Source organism: Diplocloster modestus (assembly GCF_019042245.1).
In the GTDB taxonomy this organism is placed as follows: Bacteria; Bacillota; Clostridia; order Lachnospirales; family Lachnospiraceae; genus Diplocloster; species Diplocloster modestus.
This window is the reverse complement of the sequence record NZ_JAHQCX010000020.1, coordinates 52,730-71,008: the sequence shown is the minus strand read 5'-3', so window position 1 is coordinate 71,008 and position 18,279 is coordinate 52,730. Positions and strand designations below refer to the sequence as shown.

General features: G+C 48.9%; 17 protein-coding genes. 3 read left to right on the top strand and 14 right to left on the bottom strand.

Annotation, left to right across the window (positions count from 1 at the left end; genetic code table 11):
* The first annotated feature begins 134 nt into the window (after positions 1–134).
* Complete coding sequence (locus KTH90_RS21395; protein ID WP_238727452.1) at positions 135–1,928, top strand: glycoside hydrolase family 2 protein; 1,794 nt, start codon at positions 135–137, stop codon at positions 1,926–1,928.
* A 38-nt stretch (positions 1,929–1,966) separates the two neighbouring features.
* Here the strand turns inward: KTH90_RS21395 and pfkB are convergent, their stop codons facing one another.
* The 13 genes from pfkB to KTH90_RS21330 form a co-directional block, all read right to left on the bottom strand.
* On the bottom strand, positions 1,967–2,878 hold the full coding sequence (gene pfkB / locus KTH90_RS21390) for a 1-phosphofructokinase (protein ID WP_158352987.1): 912 nt from the start codon (positions 2,876–2,878) through the stop codon (positions 1,967–1,969).
* A gap of 26 nt (positions 2,879–2,904) precedes the next feature.
* Positions 2,905–4,026, bottom strand: coding sequence for a sporulation integral membrane protein YtvI (ytvI, locus tag KTH90_RS21385; RefSeq protein ID WP_158352989.1), 1,122 nt, complete (start codon positions 4,024–4,026; stop codon positions 2,905–2,907).
* Positions 4,027–4,292: 266 nt separating this feature from the next.
* A complete protein-coding gene (locus tag KTH90_RS21380) occupies positions 4,293–5,126 on the bottom strand; it encodes a metal ABC transporter permease (protein ID WP_158352992.1) in 834 nt (277 codons plus the stop codon).
* Positions 5,123–5,887: a metal ABC transporter ATP-binding protein gene (locus KTH90_RS21375; RefSeq protein WP_158352994.1), complete on the bottom strand. Its 765-nt coding sequence runs from the start codon at positions 5,885–5,887 to the stop codon at positions 5,123–5,125. The genes KTH90_RS21380 and KTH90_RS21375 overlap by 4 nt, the downstream gene beginning before the upstream one ends.
* 3 nt (positions 5,888–5,890) lie before the next feature.
* On the bottom strand, positions 5,891–6,844 hold the full coding sequence (locus tag KTH90_RS21370; RefSeq protein WP_158352996.1) for a metal ABC transporter substrate-binding protein: 954 nt from the start codon (positions 6,842–6,844) through the stop codon (positions 5,891–5,893).
* Positions 6,834–7,424, bottom strand: coding sequence for a ribosome biogenesis GTP-binding protein YihA/YsxC (gene yihA, locus KTH90_RS21365; RefSeq protein WP_158352997.1), 591 nt, complete (start codon positions 7,422–7,424; stop codon positions 6,834–6,836). Before yihA ends, KTH90_RS21370 begins: the two co-directional genes overlap by 11 nt.
* Positions 7,425–7,436: 12 nt before the next feature.
* On the bottom strand, positions 7,437–9,755 hold the full coding sequence (gene lon, locus KTH90_RS21360; RefSeq protein WP_158352999.1) for an endopeptidase La: 2,319 nt from the start codon (positions 9,753–9,755) through the stop codon (positions 7,437–7,439).
* A gap of 35 nt (positions 9,756–9,790) precedes the next feature.
* Positions 9,791–11,101, bottom strand: coding sequence for an ATP-dependent Clp protease ATP-binding subunit ClpX (gene clpX / locus KTH90_RS21355; protein WP_158353001.1), 1,311 nt, complete (start codon positions 11,099–11,101; stop codon positions 9,791–9,793).
* A 218-nt stretch (positions 11,102–11,319) separates the two neighbouring features.
* On the bottom strand, positions 11,320–11,901 hold the full coding sequence (clpP, locus tag KTH90_RS21350) for an ATP-dependent Clp endopeptidase proteolytic subunit ClpP (protein WP_158347616.1): 582 nt from the start codon (positions 11,899–11,901) through the stop codon (positions 11,320–11,322).
* 79 nt (positions 11,902–11,980) lie between these two features.
* The gene (gene tig / locus KTH90_RS21345) at positions 11,981–13,273 is read right to left on the bottom strand and encodes a trigger factor (RefSeq protein ID WP_158353003.1); all 1,293 of its coding nucleotides are present in this window, start codon (positions 13,271–13,273) and stop codon (positions 11,981–11,983) included.
* Positions 13,274–14,681: 1,408 nt separating this feature from the next.
* Positions 14,682–14,900, bottom strand: a complete 219-nt coding sequence (locus tag KTH90_RS21340) for an alpha/beta-type small acid-soluble spore protein (RefSeq protein ID WP_238722827.1) — start codon at positions 14,898–14,900, stop codon at positions 14,682–14,684.
* 96 nt (positions 14,901–14,996) lie between these two features.
* The gene (locus tag KTH90_RS21335) at positions 14,997–15,740 is read right to left on the bottom strand and encodes a DUF975 family protein (RefSeq protein ID WP_158353005.1); all 744 of its coding nucleotides are present in this window, start codon (positions 15,738–15,740) and stop codon (positions 14,997–14,999) included.
* A gap of 21 nt (positions 15,741–15,761) precedes the next feature.
* Positions 15,762–16,313, bottom strand: coding sequence for a DJ-1 family glyoxalase III (locus tag KTH90_RS21330; protein ID WP_158353006.1), 552 nt, complete (start codon positions 16,311–16,313; stop codon positions 15,762–15,764).
* Positions 16,314–16,483: 170 nt separating this feature from the next.
* On the opposite strand from KTH90_RS21330, the gene KTH90_RS21325 reads away from it, so the two are divergent.
* Both KTH90_RS21325 and KTH90_RS21320 read left to right on the top strand, forming a co-directional pair.
* Complete coding sequence (locus KTH90_RS21325; protein WP_158353008.1) at positions 16,484–16,939, top strand: CYTH domain-containing protein; 456 nt, start codon at positions 16,484–16,486, stop codon at positions 16,937–16,939.
* Positions 16,940–17,093: 154 nt separating this feature from the next.
* Entirely contained in the window at positions 17,094–17,513 is a 420-nt protein-coding gene (locus KTH90_RS21320) for a helix-turn-helix domain-containing protein (protein WP_238727451.1), read from the top strand.
* 122 nt (positions 17,514–17,635) lie between these two features.
* Here the strand turns inward: KTH90_RS21320 and KTH90_RS21315 are convergent, their stop codons facing one another.
* Positions 17,636–18,223 carry a manganese efflux pump gene (locus KTH90_RS21315; protein WP_158353012.1) on the bottom strand — a complete coding sequence of 196 codons (588 nt, stop codon included), beginning with the start codon at positions 18,221–18,223 and terminating at the stop codon, positions 17,636–17,638.
* Positions 18,224–18,279 lie beyond the last annotated feature (56 nt).

The window sequence follows — 18,279 nt, the reverse complement described above, 5'->3', positions numbered from 1 at the left end:
AAGATAATTATTATTATGTTTCATTTGTTTCTAACTTGGTTTTCTATAAGGTTTTAGGTTTTGGGGGTTGGGTTAGAATTGGGTTTGAGGGTTGATTTAGTTTCATAAAATATCGATGGAAGGGATGATGCGGTATGGGCGAAAATTGGGATGGCTTGAGAACGATATATACGAAGTGGGGAAAAAAGGTGGACCGGAAGTGCCCGCTGCCGGAGCATCCCCGGCCGCAGTTGATGCGCGGGCATTGGCAGAATTTGAATGGGGTGTGGGAGTACGCGATTCTGGATGGAGTGCCGGGGAAGATTCCTACTCGGTTTGATGGGGAGATCGTGGTGCCGTTTTCGCCGGAGAGCGCTTTATCGGGTGTGGAAAGGATGCTTGAACCGGGGCAGACTTTGTGGTACTCGAAAAAGGTGCGTTTTGACGCGGGGGACGGGGAACGGGTTCTGCTCCACTTTGGAGCGGTGGATCAGTGCTGTACCGTGTATTGTAATGGGAATACCGTGGGAGCGCATGAGGGCGGTTATTGGCCGTTTTCATTTGACATTACAGATTTTTTGAAGGATGGGGCAAATCTGATTCAGCTGGCGGTTACGGATGAATCGGATGGCGGGCTGCAGGCTTACGGGAAACAGAAAATGGAGCGGGGCGGAATCTGGTATACTCCCCAGAGCGGGATCTGGCAGACGGTTTGGGTGGAGTATGTGCCGGAAGTCTATATTCGGGATCTGAAGATTACTCCTCACTATGATGAGGGGTGCGTGGATTTTACTCTGTTTTTTCAGGATCATCTGCTGCCTTCGGAAGTGTTGGTGGAGATTTTTGACGGAGATACCGCTGTGGTGCGGGAGAAGTTTCAGAGTAACCGGATCCGGGTGTCGGTTCCGGAGTTTAAGAGCTGGAGTCCAGAATCTCCGTTTCTTTATCGGGTTATTTTGACGGTAGGTGAGGACTGCGTGGAGAGCTATTTTGGGATGCGTAAGTTCGGGATGATGGTAGATGAAAACGGTTGTCCCAGGCTTTCGTTGAATGGACGGCCGGTTTTCCATAATGGACTGCTGGATCAGGGGTATTTTAGCGACGGTCTTTATACGGCGCCGTCAGATGAGGCGATTGTGGAGGAACTGAGCCGTGTGAAAGCGCTGGGCTTTAATATGCTGCGTAAGCATATGAAGATCGAGCCTATGCGGTGGTATTATCACTGTGACCGGCTGGGGCTTTTTGTGTGGCAGGATTTTGTCAGCGGAGGGGGGCCTTTTGATATCTGGGTGGTCCGGAATCTTCCATTTTTGGGCGTGGAAGTGAAGGATAACCGGTACAAACTGCTTGGGAGAAGAGATCCCCTGGGACGCAGGATATTTGAGAAGAATATGAGGGATACGGTTAAGGCCCTGTATAATGTGGTGAGTCTGGCTGTCTGGGTTCCTTTTAATGAGGGTTGGGGACAGTTTGACGCAGTGCGGATCACACAGGCGCTGCACAAGCTGGATTCCACCAGGCTGATCGATCATGCCAGCGGCTGGTATGATCAGGGGGCGGGGGACATCTGCAGTTATCATGTGTATAATAAGCGGTTCCGGATGAAGAAGGACCCCTGCGGACGTATTCAGGCGCTGACGGAATTCGGGGGATATAGCTGGCCCTGCCGGAAGCATATGGTGTCCAGACGGTTATTTGGGTACCGGATCCTGAAGAGCCGGGAGGAATTGACAAAAGCTTATGAGAAGCTTTACCGGGAGGCGGTGCTGGCCAACGTGGAATCGGGGTTAAGCGCGGCCGTATATACCCAGGTCAGCGATGTGGAGGATGAGATCAACGGCCTGTTTACTTACGATCGTGCCGTGCTTAAGGTGAATAAGGAGACTGTACGAGGGATTAACCGGGAAATACAGGAGATGTTTGAGAAAGTGACCGCTGCTTCTGATTAGAGATACCGCGGCCTTGATCAAAGGAACTGCAGCCCTGATTATAGCGGCTGCAGTTCCTGATACGCTTTGAGAACCTGATCTTTTGTGGCCAGCCATTCCTGGAAGGCGGTAGCGCTCCCCGCAGCGATACCCATACGAAACGCGGCGGCGTAGTCCTGTTCTTTCAGATATCCGGCCAGGAATCCGGCTACCATCGAGTCTCCGGAACCAACGGAGTTTACCAATATGCCGGATGGAGCCGGGGAGGTATGGAACTGCCCATGCCGGTCTATGAGAAGGGCACCGTCTTTTCCCAGGGATACCAGTACGTTAAGGGCGCCATCCTGTTGTATCCGGATCGCTCCCTGCTTTATTTTATCCATCGTGTCACACCGGATGCCGCAGAGCTCTTCCAGCTCTGCGGCATTTGGTTTTACCAGGAACGGATGGTATTTCAACGCATTTTTTAAGAGATCGCCCGTGGCGTCTACCACAATGCGCGTTTTGCGGTCCCGCAGTCTGCGCATGATTTGTTCGTAGATGTCGGTGGGCAGGGAATTCGGTATACTTCCGGCCAATACAAGGATATCCTCCGGGCCGCAGGCATCCAGCCTTTGAAACAGCGCTTCCAGAGCTTCCGATGGGATATGGGGACCTTGGCCGTTGATTTCAGTTTCTTCCCCAGACTTGATTTTTATGTTGATTCTGGAATTCCCACGGTGCAGCGGGATGAATTCCGCGTCACAGCCGTTTTCTGCCAGCAGCCGTTCTATTTCTCTCCCTGTGAATCCTGCCGAGAATCCAAGAGCCTTGCTGGCATACCCCAGATTTGACAGCATGATCGACACATTGATTCCCTTTCCTCCCGGATACAGGGCCTGCCCTTCCGACCGGTTGGTCGCTCCCTCTGCCAGATTCGGGACCCGCACGATATAATCTAAGGATGGATTGAAAGTTACTGTGTATATCATTGTGCCCTCTCCTTATCTTTTGGTATTTAATTTTTACGGAACGTATTAAAATCATCCACCAGGCTTTTCACATCCCGTATCATATCATCAAAGATCCCTGCTTTATACAGGTTCAGGATAATCAGGCCCAACGGGACAGCCAGAATCATCCCCAGTACCCCGTCAATCCGGTATCCAAGGAACATGAATAACAGGGTCATCAGCGGATCCAGACCCACGGAATCCCCCACCATCTTCGGCTGGATCAGCTGGCGGATCAGCTGGCTCACACCATAGATGATCAACAGGCCGATGGCCATTCGGTAATCCGAGGTTAATATTTTAAATAATGCCCAGGGTATCAGCGCCGTTCCCGTACCAAAGAATGGCAAAAAGTCCAGAATGGCAATTAGTATCGCAAAGATTATCGCATAGTTGACTCCCAGGAATACGAATCCGATAAACAAAATCAGTGCCACAATTCCCATGATTTTGAACTGTGCTTTGAAATAACCGCCCAGTATATGCTTAAAATCCCCGGTAATCATGTCCACTTTCTTCTGGATGGCCTGGGGGGTATGGCGCCGGAAAAATGCCAGGATTCTCTCCCGGTCCGCAATAAAGAAATAGGCGGATAAAACTGCGAAAATAATAGAAATCAGCACAGACGGAAGGTTCCTTGCAAGGTTACCGGCAGCCGCCACGGTAGGCTTGCCGATTCCCTGCATGATCCCGCTTACGTAACTGCCAAAATCAGCAGACACTTCCGCCCACCACTCCTGCACGCCCTGAGGGAGCTTTTGAAAAAAAACGGAGAGCTTCTGTCCCGCTTCTGCAAAATCCATAGATACCGACTCATACATTTCAGGCAGATTTCCGACAAAACTTCCCAGCTCGGTAATAATTTTTGATATGGCCAGATAACCAACCAGCACCACCAACGCCAGAGTCCCGATAATGATCAGCATGGAGCCGTGCTTGCGCACAATCTTCAGCCTGCGCTCCAGCAGCCGTACCAGAGGATTCGCGATCATCGCAATGATCCATCCTATGACCAGCGGCATGAAGAATACAATCAGCCTCGGAGCAAAATAGCACAACAGCACGATTCCCACAATCCAGATCAGCAGATTCAATATCGTCTTGAAGTATTTTGTGGCCTTATTCATAACCCTTGTCCTTCCCCGCACCATAGCTATGAGCACTTAGCGGCTGTTTTATAGCCGCTTACGTGCGATGCATGAAAAATAGTCAGCGAGGCTTTTTCGAGCGCTACTATTTTTTATTGCTATGAGCACTTAGTGTCTATATTTTTTAAGCTTGTCTATCTTGTAAGTTATATTACAATTACCGGAATTTTAGAACTGTTCCATAACGAGTTCTTCCATCTTATTTTATCAAAGAACCATGGTCTCTACAAGAGAAAGCTGCCCCGCTACTTCCCATGCCGTGAATAGAAGTACGTAGCGAAGAAGATCACCGACGCGATAATGACAATCGTTGGTCCGGTAGCCGTATTCACATAATAGGATATAATGAGTCCTACAATGCCGGAGAACAGGGAGAACAATATGGAGAAGAAATGGTACTCCCGCATATTTTCAGAGATGTTCCGGGCGGAGGCCGCGGGCAGGATTAAAAGGGCATTGATGATCAGGATTCCCACCCACTTGATGGAGAGCATGACGATCACTGCGATGCAGACTGCGAAGAGATTTTCGATCAGCTTTACCCGGATTCCGCGGCTGGCGGCAAGGGACCGGTTGATGCTGATGGAGTTCAGCTGATTTGAACAGAAAATCCAGAAAATCAGCGTTCCTATGAGCAGCAGGACCAGGTAGAGGATTTCCCGCGGGGTAATACTTAAGATATCACCAACCAGCAGGCTCGAATATTTGCTGAAATTACCTCCCTGGGCCAGGATAACCAGGCCGATGGCGATGCTGAAAGAGGAGAACACAGAGATGATCGTATCGGTTGCCATCAGGTTTCTGCTCTTGATCTGGTTCAGAGCAAGGGCAAAGAGTACCGCAAAGATCAGCATGGCCAGATTCGTGTCCGGTATCCCGAACAGGACGCCGACGGCTACGCCAGTCAGGGCGGAGTGTCCCAGAGCGTCGGAAAAAAAGGCCATTTTGTGATTTACAATCATGGTACCCAGGATCCCGAACAGGGGGGTGATCAGCAGGATGGCCAGAAAGGCCTGCTTCATAAAATCGTATTGTACCCAGGAAAAAGGCAGGACAGATTCCAGCAGTTCATAGATCATTTCGCTTCCTCCTGTTCTAATTGATAGCGGACGGCTCCAAATACACCCCGGAATTCCTCGCTTTCGAAAACTTCCGCCGGCGGGCCGTCTTTTAGGATTCTGGTATCCAGAAGGATTACTTCATCCGCATATTCAGCCACATATTCCAGATCATGGGAAACCAGAATAATAGCCAGATCATGATTGTTTTTGTAGTCATAGATCGTACGGTAGAATTTGGCCATGCCGTTTTGATCTATGCCGGAAGCGGGCTCGTCCAGGATCAGCAGGTCCGGATCCTGGATCGTCGCCAGGGATAAGAGCACCCGCTGAAGCTCACCGCCGGACAGATTGCAGACCTGCTCGTCGATCAGGTGCTCCACCTGGAAGTTAGACAGCTGTTCCCGGATTCTTTCATGCTCTTTCCGGCTCTTTTTTAAGAAAACCGGGACACGGCTCGAAAAACCGGCGATCAGATCATATACGCTGGTGGGGGTATTTTTGTCGATATTTATACTCTGGGGGACATATCCGATGTGCAGGCTTTGGACCTGCCCGTTCTCCTGGTTCGTAAATACGATCTCGCCGGTGTGGGGGATCTCCCCCAACATTGCTTTGACCAGTGTGGATTTACCCGCGCCGTTTTTACCGATGATGACATTTAATTTACCACAGTGAATATGGATATTGATATCTTCCAGGATCACTTTTCCTCCCCGGACCACACCGATATGATTCATTTTTATACAGTGCAGGCCGCAGGGTTCTGTGTGTATTCCCATGAGCTACAGCGCCTCCCTCAATACTGCCAGATTTTCTTCCATACCCCGGATATAGCTGTCAGGGTCCCCGTCTCCGGTGACCAGGGAATCCAGGACATATACCCTGGTGCCGCTTTCTTTTGCAACCGCCTCGGCTACCTTCGTGCTGTACTGTTTTTCCACAAACAGCATTTTTACCTCTTTCTCTTGGATCACCTGCATCAGATGGGCCAGTTGACCGGCGCTCAGGGTATTATCCTCTTCGAGCTCGATGACATCCGCTACCTGCAGCCCGTACGCGTCCGCAAAATAGGCAAAGGAGTCATGGAAAATAATAATATTGGTCTGCCCGGCATCCCGTGTGATCTCTTGCGCTTCCGTCTGGAGCGGTTCCAGCTTTTCGCAGTACCTATCCGCATTTTGGCGGTACTGATCCGCATGAGCCGGGTCCAGGGATGCAAGTCCCTTTGCAATGTTATCCACTTCCTGCATATATTTGGAGACATCCATCCACACATGAGGATTCCTGTCCCCATGGTCATGCCCTTTATCCATATCTGCCTCCGGCCCGGATATTCCAAACGTTTTTACCTCAAGCATGGCTATCCCGTCGCTGGCTGTGATTACCGGCAGATCAGGGTAATTTTTCAGCACTGTGTCCAGAAAGCTCTCGATCCCTCCGCCGTTGATGATAAACGCATCCGCGCCCGACAAAGTCTGCATATCTTCCGGGGACAGCTGATAGTCATGGAGGCAGCCGGTCTGGGGCCTGGTCATATTCGTAAGATGTATATCGGTGATATCCCCGATGACATTCTCAGCCGCGATATACATAGGATAAAAGGAGGTGACCACCTCAAGTGCTCCCTCCCTTTCCTCATGCGGCTCTTCTGTAATTGTGGTAAAATGAATCACTGCGGCGCTGACCGCAGTGATCATCGCCAGCAGGATTCCTGCAAATACATATTTATTCTTCATTGATGAATTGCTCCATATAATCCCAGATCTCTTCCCTGCCTTGTTTGGTCAACGCAGAATAGGGAAGTACCGGTACCTGCTCCGGCACTTTGAGGCCGGTGCGGATCAGTTTGATCTGTTTTTGCAGCTGGCTTCTCTTAATCTTATCCAGCTTCGTGGCAATGATAATGGGCTGAAATCCCTGATGGTTGATCCAGTCGTACATCATCCGGTCATTGGCGGACGGATCATGACGGATATCGATCAGCAGGAACACCGCCTTTAACTGCTTCGAACCGTGCAGATAACGCTCGATCATCTTCCCCCATTTTTCCTGCTCCGCCCTGGATACTTTCGCGTAACCATAGCCTGGCAGATCCACCAGGTACATCTGGTCGTTAATATTATAGAAATTAATGGTCTGCGTTTTTCCCGGCGACGAGGATGTCCTGGCCAGGGCCTTCCGGTTCATCAGGCCGTTGATCAGGGAGGATTTACCCACGTTGGATTTGCCCGCGAAGGCGATCTCCGGCTTATCCGTTTCCGGTACCTGGCTGGTGATTCCACAGACGGTTTCCAGACTTACATTTTTAATAATCATGGGCTGTCTCACCTACTTTGCAAGGGCATATTCCAATACTTCCGTCATATTTTCCACATACCGGATATCGATGCCCTTCTTGATTTCCTGGGAAATCTCCGCGATATCCCGTTTGTTCTTAGCCGGCACCAGTACCATCTTAATTCCGGCGTTTTTCGCGGCCAGGATCTTCTCCTTTAATCCGCCGACCGGAAGCACCCTGCCCCGCAGCGTGATCTCACCGGTCATAGCCACATCGGCCCGGACCGGGATCTTCGTCATGGCGGAGAGCATCGCCGCCGCCATGGTAATACCCGCGGAGGGACCGTCCTTGGGAACCGCCCCTTCCGGGATATGTATATGAATATCGTTTTTCTTAAAGAAATCATCCGAAATCTTATATTCTTTGCTGATGGAGCGCAGGAAACTGATTCCTGCCTGAGCGGATTCCTTCATCACATCACCCATCTGGCCGGTCAGACGGAATTCTCCTTTGCCCGGCATGATATTAACCTCGATCTGGAGGGTGTCGCCGCCCACACTGGTCCAGGCCAGGCCTCTGGCGATACCGATCTCATCGGTTTCATTGGCCATATCGAAGACAAACCGCTCTTTTCCCAGGTACCTGCCCAGATTATTCTCCGTGATCCGGACCCTCTTTTTATGGTCTTCCATGATCTCCCTGGCCGCTTTCCGGCAGATCTCACCGATCTTCCGTTCCAGATTACGCACACCGGCCTCTCTGGTATAGCCGCGGGCCATCTTGTTGTAAGCGCCGTCACTGATGGTCAGAAGCTCTGGAGTCAGACCGTGTTTCTCCAACTGTTTCCGGTATAGATGTTCTTTGGCGATGTGCAGCTTTTCATTTTCCGTATAGCTGCCCACCTCGATCAGTTCCATACGATCTAACAGAGGCCTTGGGATCGCGTTCACATCGTTGGCTGTGGCAATAAACAGCACTTCGGACAGATCGATGGGAATCTCCACATAGTGATCCCGAAAGTGGCAGTTCTGCTCAGAATCCAGCACCTCCAAAAGCGCGGAGGAAGTGTCCCCTTTATAATCACTGCTCACCTTGTCGATCTCGTCCAGCAGCAGCAGCGGATTCTTCACTCCCGCCTGCCGAAGGCCGGCGGCGATTCTGCCCGGCATCGCCCCGATATAGGTACGGCGGTGACCGCGGATCTCCGCCTCATCCCGCACGCCGCCCAGACAGATCCGCACATACTGCTTGTCCAGAGCTCTGGCCACAGATCTGGCGATGGATGTTTTTCCGGTTCCGGGAGGGCCCACCAGGCACAGGATCGGGCTGTCGCCCTTTTTGGTCAGCTTGCGGACGGCCAGGAATTCCAGCACCCGTTCTTTCACCTTCTCCAGTCCGTAGTGATCCTCCTCCAGAATCTGTTTTGCGTTTTTGATATCCTCTTTGTCCTCGGACTTCTTATCCCAGGGCATTTCCAGCAGGGTCTCAATGTAAGCCCGCTGTACGGCGGACTCTGAAGAATTCTGTCCGCTGTTTTTAAAGCGTTGGATTTCCTTTTGGATCTTCTCCTTGACGGAGTCCCGCGCTGTTAATGTCTCCAGTTCCTCGGCAAAGCGGTCCGCATCGGAAACCGTATTATCCTCGCCCAGTTCCTCCCGGATTAGCTTTAACTGCTCCCGGAGAATATAATCTCTTTGATTTTTATCGATGCGTTCTTTCACCTTCTGCTGGAGATCATTTTTAATCTTACTGATCTCCACCTCATTGCTCAGTATGACACTCAGCAGCTCATATCTGGCCGTTAAGTTGACCGCTTCCAGAATCTTCTGTTTTTCCTCATAATATAACGGGATATTGATGGAAATCTGGTCCACCAGCCGTTTCAGATCCGCTATTTCCAGCAGCTGCTTGATCAATTCTTTTCCAAGCTTTGGATTCTCCATCGCGTACTGCCCGAAAATCTCTTTTAAGTTCCGGACCATGGCTTCCCGGCTGTTCTCGGGAATCTCTTCCAATTCCTCCGTATCAAACCGGATCACCTCAGCATTCAGATACGCACCATCGGTTTCCAGATATGACAGCTCCGCGCGTTCGATTCCTTCTACCAGCACCCGCAGTATATTGTTGGGCAGCTTAATGATCTGTTTGATCACCGCTATGATCCCGATTTTATAGAGCTGATCCTGCTTCGGTTCCTCCGCTTCCGCGTCCCTCTGCGCGATCAGGAAAATATTCTGATCCTGGAGCATGGCTGCTTCCGTAGCCTTGATCGATTTTTCTCTGCTTACATCAAAATGTACTATCATATCCGGAAGAATTGTCATTCCCCTGAGTGCAATTGCCGGTAAATGTCGAATAAGCTCACTCATACCGCTTCCTCCTTCGTCCATATTATTCCATCGGATCAGGCGATTTCATCCGCCTTACCGAATAATTTCCTTTTCTGGGAACGGGTCTGCGTTCCCGCCTCTATCGCCTGCCTGCGGACGATTTCCGGTTCCTGTGACCCTTCCACCGCCTCTTTCGTCAGTCTGCATTCCACGATATTATCATCGGAAGGCACTTTGAACATGAGATCCATCATGGATTTTTCCATAATGGAACGCAGTCCTCTGGCCCCTGTTTTTCTCTTGATGGATTTTTCCGCGATCATCTCAATGGCTTCGTCATCGATCAGCAGCTTAACGCCGTCCAGCTCAAAAAGTTTGCGGTACTGCTTGATCAGGGAATTCTTAGGTTCCGTCAGGATTTTGACCAGCGCGGCTTTATCCAGGGAATCCAGGGATACCACAACCGGCAGCCGGCCGATGAATTCCGGAATCAGTCCGTATTTGATCAGGTCTTCCGGCAGAACATGCTTTAGGACCTCGCCTAAGTTTTTCTCCCGGCGGCTGGCGATTTCTACGTTAAATCCGATGGACTTCTGGTCCATTCTCGTCTCGATAATCTTATCCAGGCCGTCAAAAGCACCCCCGCAGATGAACAGGATATTACTGGTATCGATCTGAATCAGCTCCTGGTGCGGGTGCTTTCTGCCTCCCTGGGGAGGCACCGACGCTACGGTTCCCTCGATAATTTTAAGCAGCGCCTGCTGTACGCCCTCTCCGGACACATCTCTGGTGATCGAAGCGTTTTCCGATTTTCTGGTAATCTTATCAATCTCGTCGATATAGATGATGCCGACTTCCGCCCGCTTCATATCATAATCCGCGGCCTGGATAATTTTCAGCAGGATATTTTCCACATCTTCGCCCACGTATCCGGCCTCTGTCAAAGAAGTGGCGTCCGCGATGGCGAACGGCACATTCAGAAGCTTCGCCAGAGTCTGCGCCAGCAGAGTTTTACCGGAACCTGTGGGGCCCAGCATGAGGATATTGCTCTTCTGAATCTCCACATCCAGATCCTTCTCCGCCATAATCCGCTTGTAATGATTATAAACAGCTACGGAAAGCACTTTCTTCGCATCATCCTGCCCGATGACATACTCATCCAGAAACGCCTTGATCTCCTCGGGTTTCAGCAGATTGATGTCGTTTAAATTTTCCTCTTCAAACTCTTCATCCTCGAATTCCTCTTCCAGGATCTCCGAGCAGATATCCACGCAGCTGTCGCAGATATAGGTACCGTTCGGTCCTGCGATCAGACGGTTTACCTGTTCCTGGGGCTTTCCGCAGAAAGAACATCTGATTTTATCGTCACTATTTTTATTTGCCATATTTACCTCCTGTGCCGCACTTTGCTGCGGCTTATTTTCAGGGATTTGTGAAATTAATTTCACATTACATCCTGTGCCGCATTTACTGCGGCTTATATTAAGGAATACATTCCATCATTTTCCTTTTGATTTTTAAAGACTCCTGCGTGAATCACAGGAGTCTTGTGATCCCTGCGGGCCGCCGGCACTACATACCGCAAAATCCACAGAGCATATCTTTAGCGTCTAACAAATACATCGTCGATCAAACCATATGCCTTGGCCTCTTGCGCATCCATATAGTTGTCTCTTTCGGTATCTCGTTCAATTACTTCAAGAGGCTGGCCTGTATTTGCCGCCAGAATTTCATTTAATTTCTTTCTCGTCTTGAGAATCATATCTGCCACAATCTTGATCTCAGTCGCCTGGCCTTTTGCTCCTCCTGAGGGCTGATGAATCATGATTTCCGCGTTGGGAAGCGCAAAACGTTTGCCCTTCGCTCCGCCGGACAGTAAAAATGCTCCCATGCTGGCCGCCATACCTACGCAGATCGTAGATACATCACATTTGATATAGTTCATTGTGTCGTAAATAGCCATTCCAGCTGTAACACTGCCGCCCGGGCTGTTGATATATAAATGGATATCTTTTCCCGGATCCTCAGCTTCCAGAAATAACATCTGTGCAACGATCAGGCTTGCTGTTGTGTCATTGACTTCCTCTCCCAGAAAAATAATTCTCTCTTTGAGCAACCGGGAGTATATGTCGTAGGACCGCTCGCCTCTGCTGGTCTGTTCAATGACATAAGGTACTAAACTCATGGCTTATCCTCCTGCCTTTCCATATAATTGTCCACTCTTCGGTCATCGGGAAACCCCTGATGCCCAAACGCGAAACAAATTATTTTGCCGTTTCAACGGCCGCTTCCGCTACAAAATCCACTGCCTTCTGAACAGCAATGTCTTTCATCATAGAAGTTCTCTCATAATCGGAGAGCGCTTCCTTTAACTTGTCGGCTTCCATCTTGTACATTTCCGCCATTTTTTCAATTTCTTTTTGTAATTCTTCCTCTGTAGCTTCGATCTTCTCCGCCTCTGTGATCGCTTCCAGTACCAGTCTGGTCTGGATTCTCTTCAGAGCCTGCGGTTTCATCTGCTCCAGCATCTGATCCGGAGTAGATCCGGTAAACTGCATGTACTGTTCCATGGACAGCCCCTGCATCTGAATCCTGCGGGCAAAGTCCTCCACCATCTGGCGTGTCTGCGTATCAATCATCGCATCCGGGATTTCCATAGAAGCATTTTCAACAATCTTATCAATCACCGCGTCTTCCTTGGCGGTTTTGGCATCTTTTTCCTTCTTCTCCTGAAGTTTCGCCTTGATATCGGCTTTGTATTCATCTAATGTATCAAATTCGGAAACATCCTGCGCGAAATCATCATCCGCTTCCGGAAGCTCTTTTACTTTAATTTCCTTGACTGTCACTTTGAACAGCGCCGGCTGTCCTGCCAGTTCCTTCGCCTGATACTCTTCCGGGAAAGTAACATTTACTTCCACTTCTTCCCCGATGTTCTTTCCGATCAGCTGCTCTTCGAAGGTATCGATAAAGGAATGGGATCCGATTACCAGAGGATAATCCGTGCCTTTTCCGCCGTCAAACGGTACACCGTCCACAAATCCCTCAAAATCGATGGTGGTCATATCGCCGTCCTGCACTGCTCTGTCGTCTACAGTGATGGTTCTGGCATTGTTCTCTCTCTCTTTATCCAGTTCTGCGCTGATCTCGTCGTCTGTAACTTCCGCGCTTACCGCTTCCACTTCGATGCCCTTATACTCGCCAAGGGTGACTTCCGGTTTCAGAGCCACTAAAGCGGTAAAGATGAAAGGTTTTCCCTTTTCCAGCTGCACGACATCGATCTCCGGCTGAGACACGATCTCTAAATCACACTCTTCGGTTTCTTTTCCATAAACATCGGGAATCAGGATATTGGCCGCATCTTCATAGAAGATTTCCGGTCCATACATCTTCTCTATCATCTGGCGGGGCACTTTACCTTTACGGAACCCGGGAACACTGATGTTACTTTTCTGCTTCAGATATGCTTTCTGAAGCGCTCCCTCTAATTCTTCGGCGGTTGCTTCCAGCGTCAGTTTCGCCATATTTTTTTCCAGTTTCTCTACTTGTAAACTCATCTTCTTTTGATTTCCTCCTTAAAAGTTATATGAAAAAGAGTTTCGCTTGCGAAACTCTCCGCCTGCGGCGGGCCGCGCACGCGGCATCTTCCTTTCCGCCGCAGTGCGATCCCCCGGAGGGGTTTTATTCAATAGGACGCTCTTTCCTGTTGAATAAAAATTTCTTCGGACGTTCCTAAAAATATCCATTCTTACAGTCATTATATGAGTATAGCATAACGTTTTCCAAAACACAAGAAAAAATTCCGTGAATCCGCTGTAGGACTGGGGTTGTGGTACTCTATCGGTATACTATGGGGAATGGGAGGATTTACTTAGGGACGGGGCGAGAGGGACGGGGCGTGGCTTTGGGCGCCGGGCGGCAAATCTTGCGGGGCCTAATCACTTCGGCTGGACCTAAGAACGGCTAACTCCGAGAGCAGGAGAACCTCTTATTGGCAGGGCCCGGAACAAACTCGCCAAAGGACGGCTCGGACAGTGTTCCAGGCCCTGCGAGGTTCTCCTGCTCTCTTCGTAAGCCGTTCTAAGGCCCGGCCTCAAGTGATTAGGCCCCGCGAGATTTGCCGCCCGGCGCCCAAAACCACGCCCCGTCCCTCTCGCCCCTGCTTTACTAAAAGCCTTTTTCCATGTTCTTATTGACCGAGGTTTCCTACTCCGCACTGAATCTTTTCTTAGTTAATAAAAATAATAAAAAAGACAGAAATTCTAAGATACGGCAGGAGCATTCTTCCTACGGGAAACGGAGCGGCTGCCAGGATTCTTATCCTCTTTCATAAAAGTTAAGCAGTAAAGACCGTTCAAACTGTGAATACAATCAATATGTACATCCCGATCAAAAAAACAGCATTTTAACTACAAACACCTACTCCTCTGCCGTCTAAGAATCTATAACCATTACAATTTACACTTTGTCTGTTTGAATACGGAAAATGGCCGTATATAAAGCAGGGCTGGGAGGGAAAGGGCGCGGCCGGGCGGCACCAGGCGGCAAATCTCGTGGGGCCAAATCACTTGAGACCGGGCCTTAGAACGGCTTACGCAGAAGTCGGGAGAACCTCGCAGGGCCTGGAACACTGTCCGAGCCGTACTTTGGCGAGTTTGTTCCGGGCCCTGCCAATAAGAGGTTCTCCCGTCTTCGGAGTTAGCCGTTCTTAGGCCCGGCCGAAGTGATTTGGCCCCGCGAGATTTGCCGCCTGGTGCCGCCCGGCCGCGCCCTTTCCCTCCCAGCCCGGCCCTTTCATCACCCTTTCATCATGCATTCAACAGTCGAAGCGTATAAAAAGCCCCAAAATAGACCAGCCGGAAATAGTCTAAGAAATTCTTGAGACTATTTCCAGCTGGTCTATTGGGCCATGCCCACTATGCGATTAATAGAAAGTCTGAGATCAGATCTTTCTATTATCATAGATTACAGATTTGATCCGGAAGACATCTGCTGTTCCTGTTTCATGATCATTTTTTTGACCATTTCACCACCGATGGAACCAGCCTGTCTGGATGTTAAATCTCCATTGTAACCATCTTTCAACGGTACTCCTAATTCGCTGGCTACTTCGTTACGGAAACGTTTCATAGCTTCTTTCGCTTCGGGTACTGCCATCTGATTTGTGTTAGAAGAATTGTTCATTGTGTTTCACCTCCATGTTTGTCTTAGACAAGTAACTTGTCTGTACTCCTATTATGTACATGTGAGATAAAACTATTACTGGAAAAAAATGTATTTTTATAGTACACCGGGCAGCTCATAAGTATTGGTAATTCCCTGGCTGAGCACGTTATTTCTTAGGACGGCATACAGCTCTGCTTCCGTAGCCGCCGGGTAGGGATTTACAAAAAGCGTGCCGATCCCGCACAGCAGGGCGCCTCCCAGGTACCAGAGAAGAAACGACAGATCCAGCACAAACATATCCCACTTATGCCCCATCGTCATCTCCCTGCTCAGCTCAAACGCACGCTGCCGGCTGATCGTTGGATTCTCTGCCAGAATATACGGGATCATCCGATATTCATAACTCTTGACTATGCCTGGGATAATAAACACCAATGTCCAAAGAAACGTGAACAGATCTCTTAAAAACATGATCCCCACGACATTCATATATTGATCGGAAAAGGCAAAGCCCAACTCGCCAAAAGCTGCTTTTACCTCCCTGCCGGCCAGGAAGAATCTTTTTCCGCCTACCATCAACGGATTCGTAATAAATACCACAATCACTACAACTATCACGGATGCAACCGCGGCCACAGCGAAAACCGTGACGAACAGCAGCGCGATGTACTGCGCGCCATGTCCCACCGGTGTAGAATAGTTGGCCGCACTCACCGCACCATTGCTGAGTGTCTGCGCTGCCCCGCCGCTGTTGTCCCCTCCCAGGATTCCCAGTATCAGGCAAATCAGGAATCCCATCCAATAGTTGATTCTAAGCCGGTCTTTTGCCCGGTTCTTCAGGTCACTTCTCGTCCACATCTCCTAAATCCTCCTCACTCTTTATTTCCGATATACGATCGCATCCCGCACCTTTTGCGCGGTTTCCTCGTCTGCCAGGCGGCGGATTAATTCCAGCCCAAAGGGAATCGCAGTCCCCAGCCCCCGGCTGGTCACCACATTCTGGTCGGATGCCACTTCATCCTCCACCACCTGTGCTTTCAGCAGATGGGATTCAAATCCCGGATGGCAGGTTGCCTTTTTACCCGCCAGCAATCCCAGATCTCCCAGTACACTGGGCGCCGCGCAGATCGCTGCCAGCATTTTATCTTTTTGGTAAAATTCTTTTAACAATTCAACCAGCCCAAGATGATTCGCCAGGTTCGGAGTCCCCGGTATCCCGCCTGGAAGTACCAGCACATCAATATCCGAATATGACATCCCCTCGAACAGCCGGTCCGCCTTGATCTGAATTCCGTGGGAACCTGTCACCTGCAAACTGGAAGTGACTGAGACCATGAAGGTTTCGATTCCGGCTCTGCGCAGAAGATCCACTACCATCAATGCCTCGACCTCTTCACAGCCTTCTGCTAAAAATACACATACTTTACTCATAAAAAACAGCTCCTTTCTTATTTTTCATCTACCTGATCTTTCTGAATAAAATTAAAATTCACAAAGAATTATAATCTTATCCTAATATAACATATCTATTGACGTTATGTCCAAAAAAATACTATTATTAACATAGCAGTGCTCGAATCTAAAGAAAGAGATGAATACAAATGGAAATTGAACGAAAATATCTGGTCACCAGTTTACCAGATACATTGGAACCATATTCTTATCACATGATCGAACAGGGTTATCTATGTACAGAACCTGTGGTGCGGATCCGAAGACAGGATGATGATTATTTTCTCACCTACAAATCGAAAGGCCTGATGGTGCGCGAAGAATACAATCTTGCGTTGACCCGGGACGCATATCTGCATCTTCGGGAAAAGACAGATGGCAGCATAATTTCGAAAAAAAGAGTCCTTATCCCTCTTACCAACGAGCTCACAATAGAATTGGACATCTTTGCTCCCCCTTTTGCTCCTCTCATGATGGCGGAGGTGGAGTTCCCCACAGAAGAAATGGCCCTTCGTTTTGAACCGCCGGCCTGGTTCGGCCAAGATGTCACTTTTGACGGCAGATACCACAACAGTGCATTAAGCCGTCAGAAAATACAGGTTTAATTATTAGAACAATTTATAATTCAAACTATGTTTTTGTAATAAAAGATTCATATTGAGACTTTTTATCCAAGATAGGCTTCTACCTGTAGCCTTGTGAATATTATTTCAATGTTATTGATATAATATCTACATTATTGTTCAGGGAGGTTTTTTCTTGGCAAAAAAGAAGACTGATTTAGATATCGGCGAATCTCTCAGATACATCAGAAAGCAAAACAACTTCACGCAGAAAGAAGTTTCTGAGTATCTGAATATTGCGCGCCAGACCTATACGAATTACGAAAATAATGAGCGCTGTCCGGATCTGAGTATTATTTATGCTTTAGCATGTAAGTATAAAATACTGATTGATCAGCTGTTAAATTATGGCAGGCTCTCCCTTCCTTACATAATTCAGGAAGAGACCACGTATGGCTCCGATACACGTCCGGTATATGAGACCGCTCTGCTGTCCGGTTCCGAACAGGTACTGGTCAGTTTATTCCGGGAACTGCACCCGGATCAGCAGAAGGAGCTGATCGAATATATCCGTTTCAAACTGCATGAAAATAATACCGGCAAAAATAAGAAATAACCGGAACAGACCTTTTACAGGTATCTGTTCCGGTTTTCTTTTACATTCTTATTAATAATTTCTCCGCGTGTCGATTCTAACCATGGTATGGGACGCATATAATTTATGGATAGACGGCATATTCAGATTCCCAGGCACTCATAAACCCCCAGCGCCAGCAACAGAATACCGGAAAGGAACACCGAATATTTGGTAACCAATCTTCCCATCAGACTTTTTCCGGCCAGCAGCCCCAGTTTGATGCAGACCCACGTACATAGAAATGTGGCGACGGATACATAAAATGCACTGATATAAGCGATACCTGCCGCTATGCCGATCCCCGCATTGTTGATGGACAGCACCAGCGCCAGCACGATCGCCTCCACCGTGGACATCGCCCGTTCCTCCTGCATCTGCAGCCCGGATACGTTACCGGAATCCTCCCGTTCCTTTTTCTTCTGATGGATACAAAACTTCACGACAAAATAAAGGCCGATCAGAACCAGGGTCAGTCCCCCGACCAGATTGGCAGCCTGAAGGCTGATCATCTGGGAAAAAGCGGTTCCCACTTTCATCGACATATAAGTAAATGCGCTGGTAATTCCCGCAATCAGAAAAATATTCTTGGCAGAAATCCGTACATGGCTGACGCCAAAAGGAAGCATTAATACAAACGTATCAATATTCGCCGATATAACCAGAACGGCGATCGAAATAAATAGCTCCATAAACACATCCTGAAAATCCAATTTATTCTATTATATGTCTGAATCCTCAAGGGGTG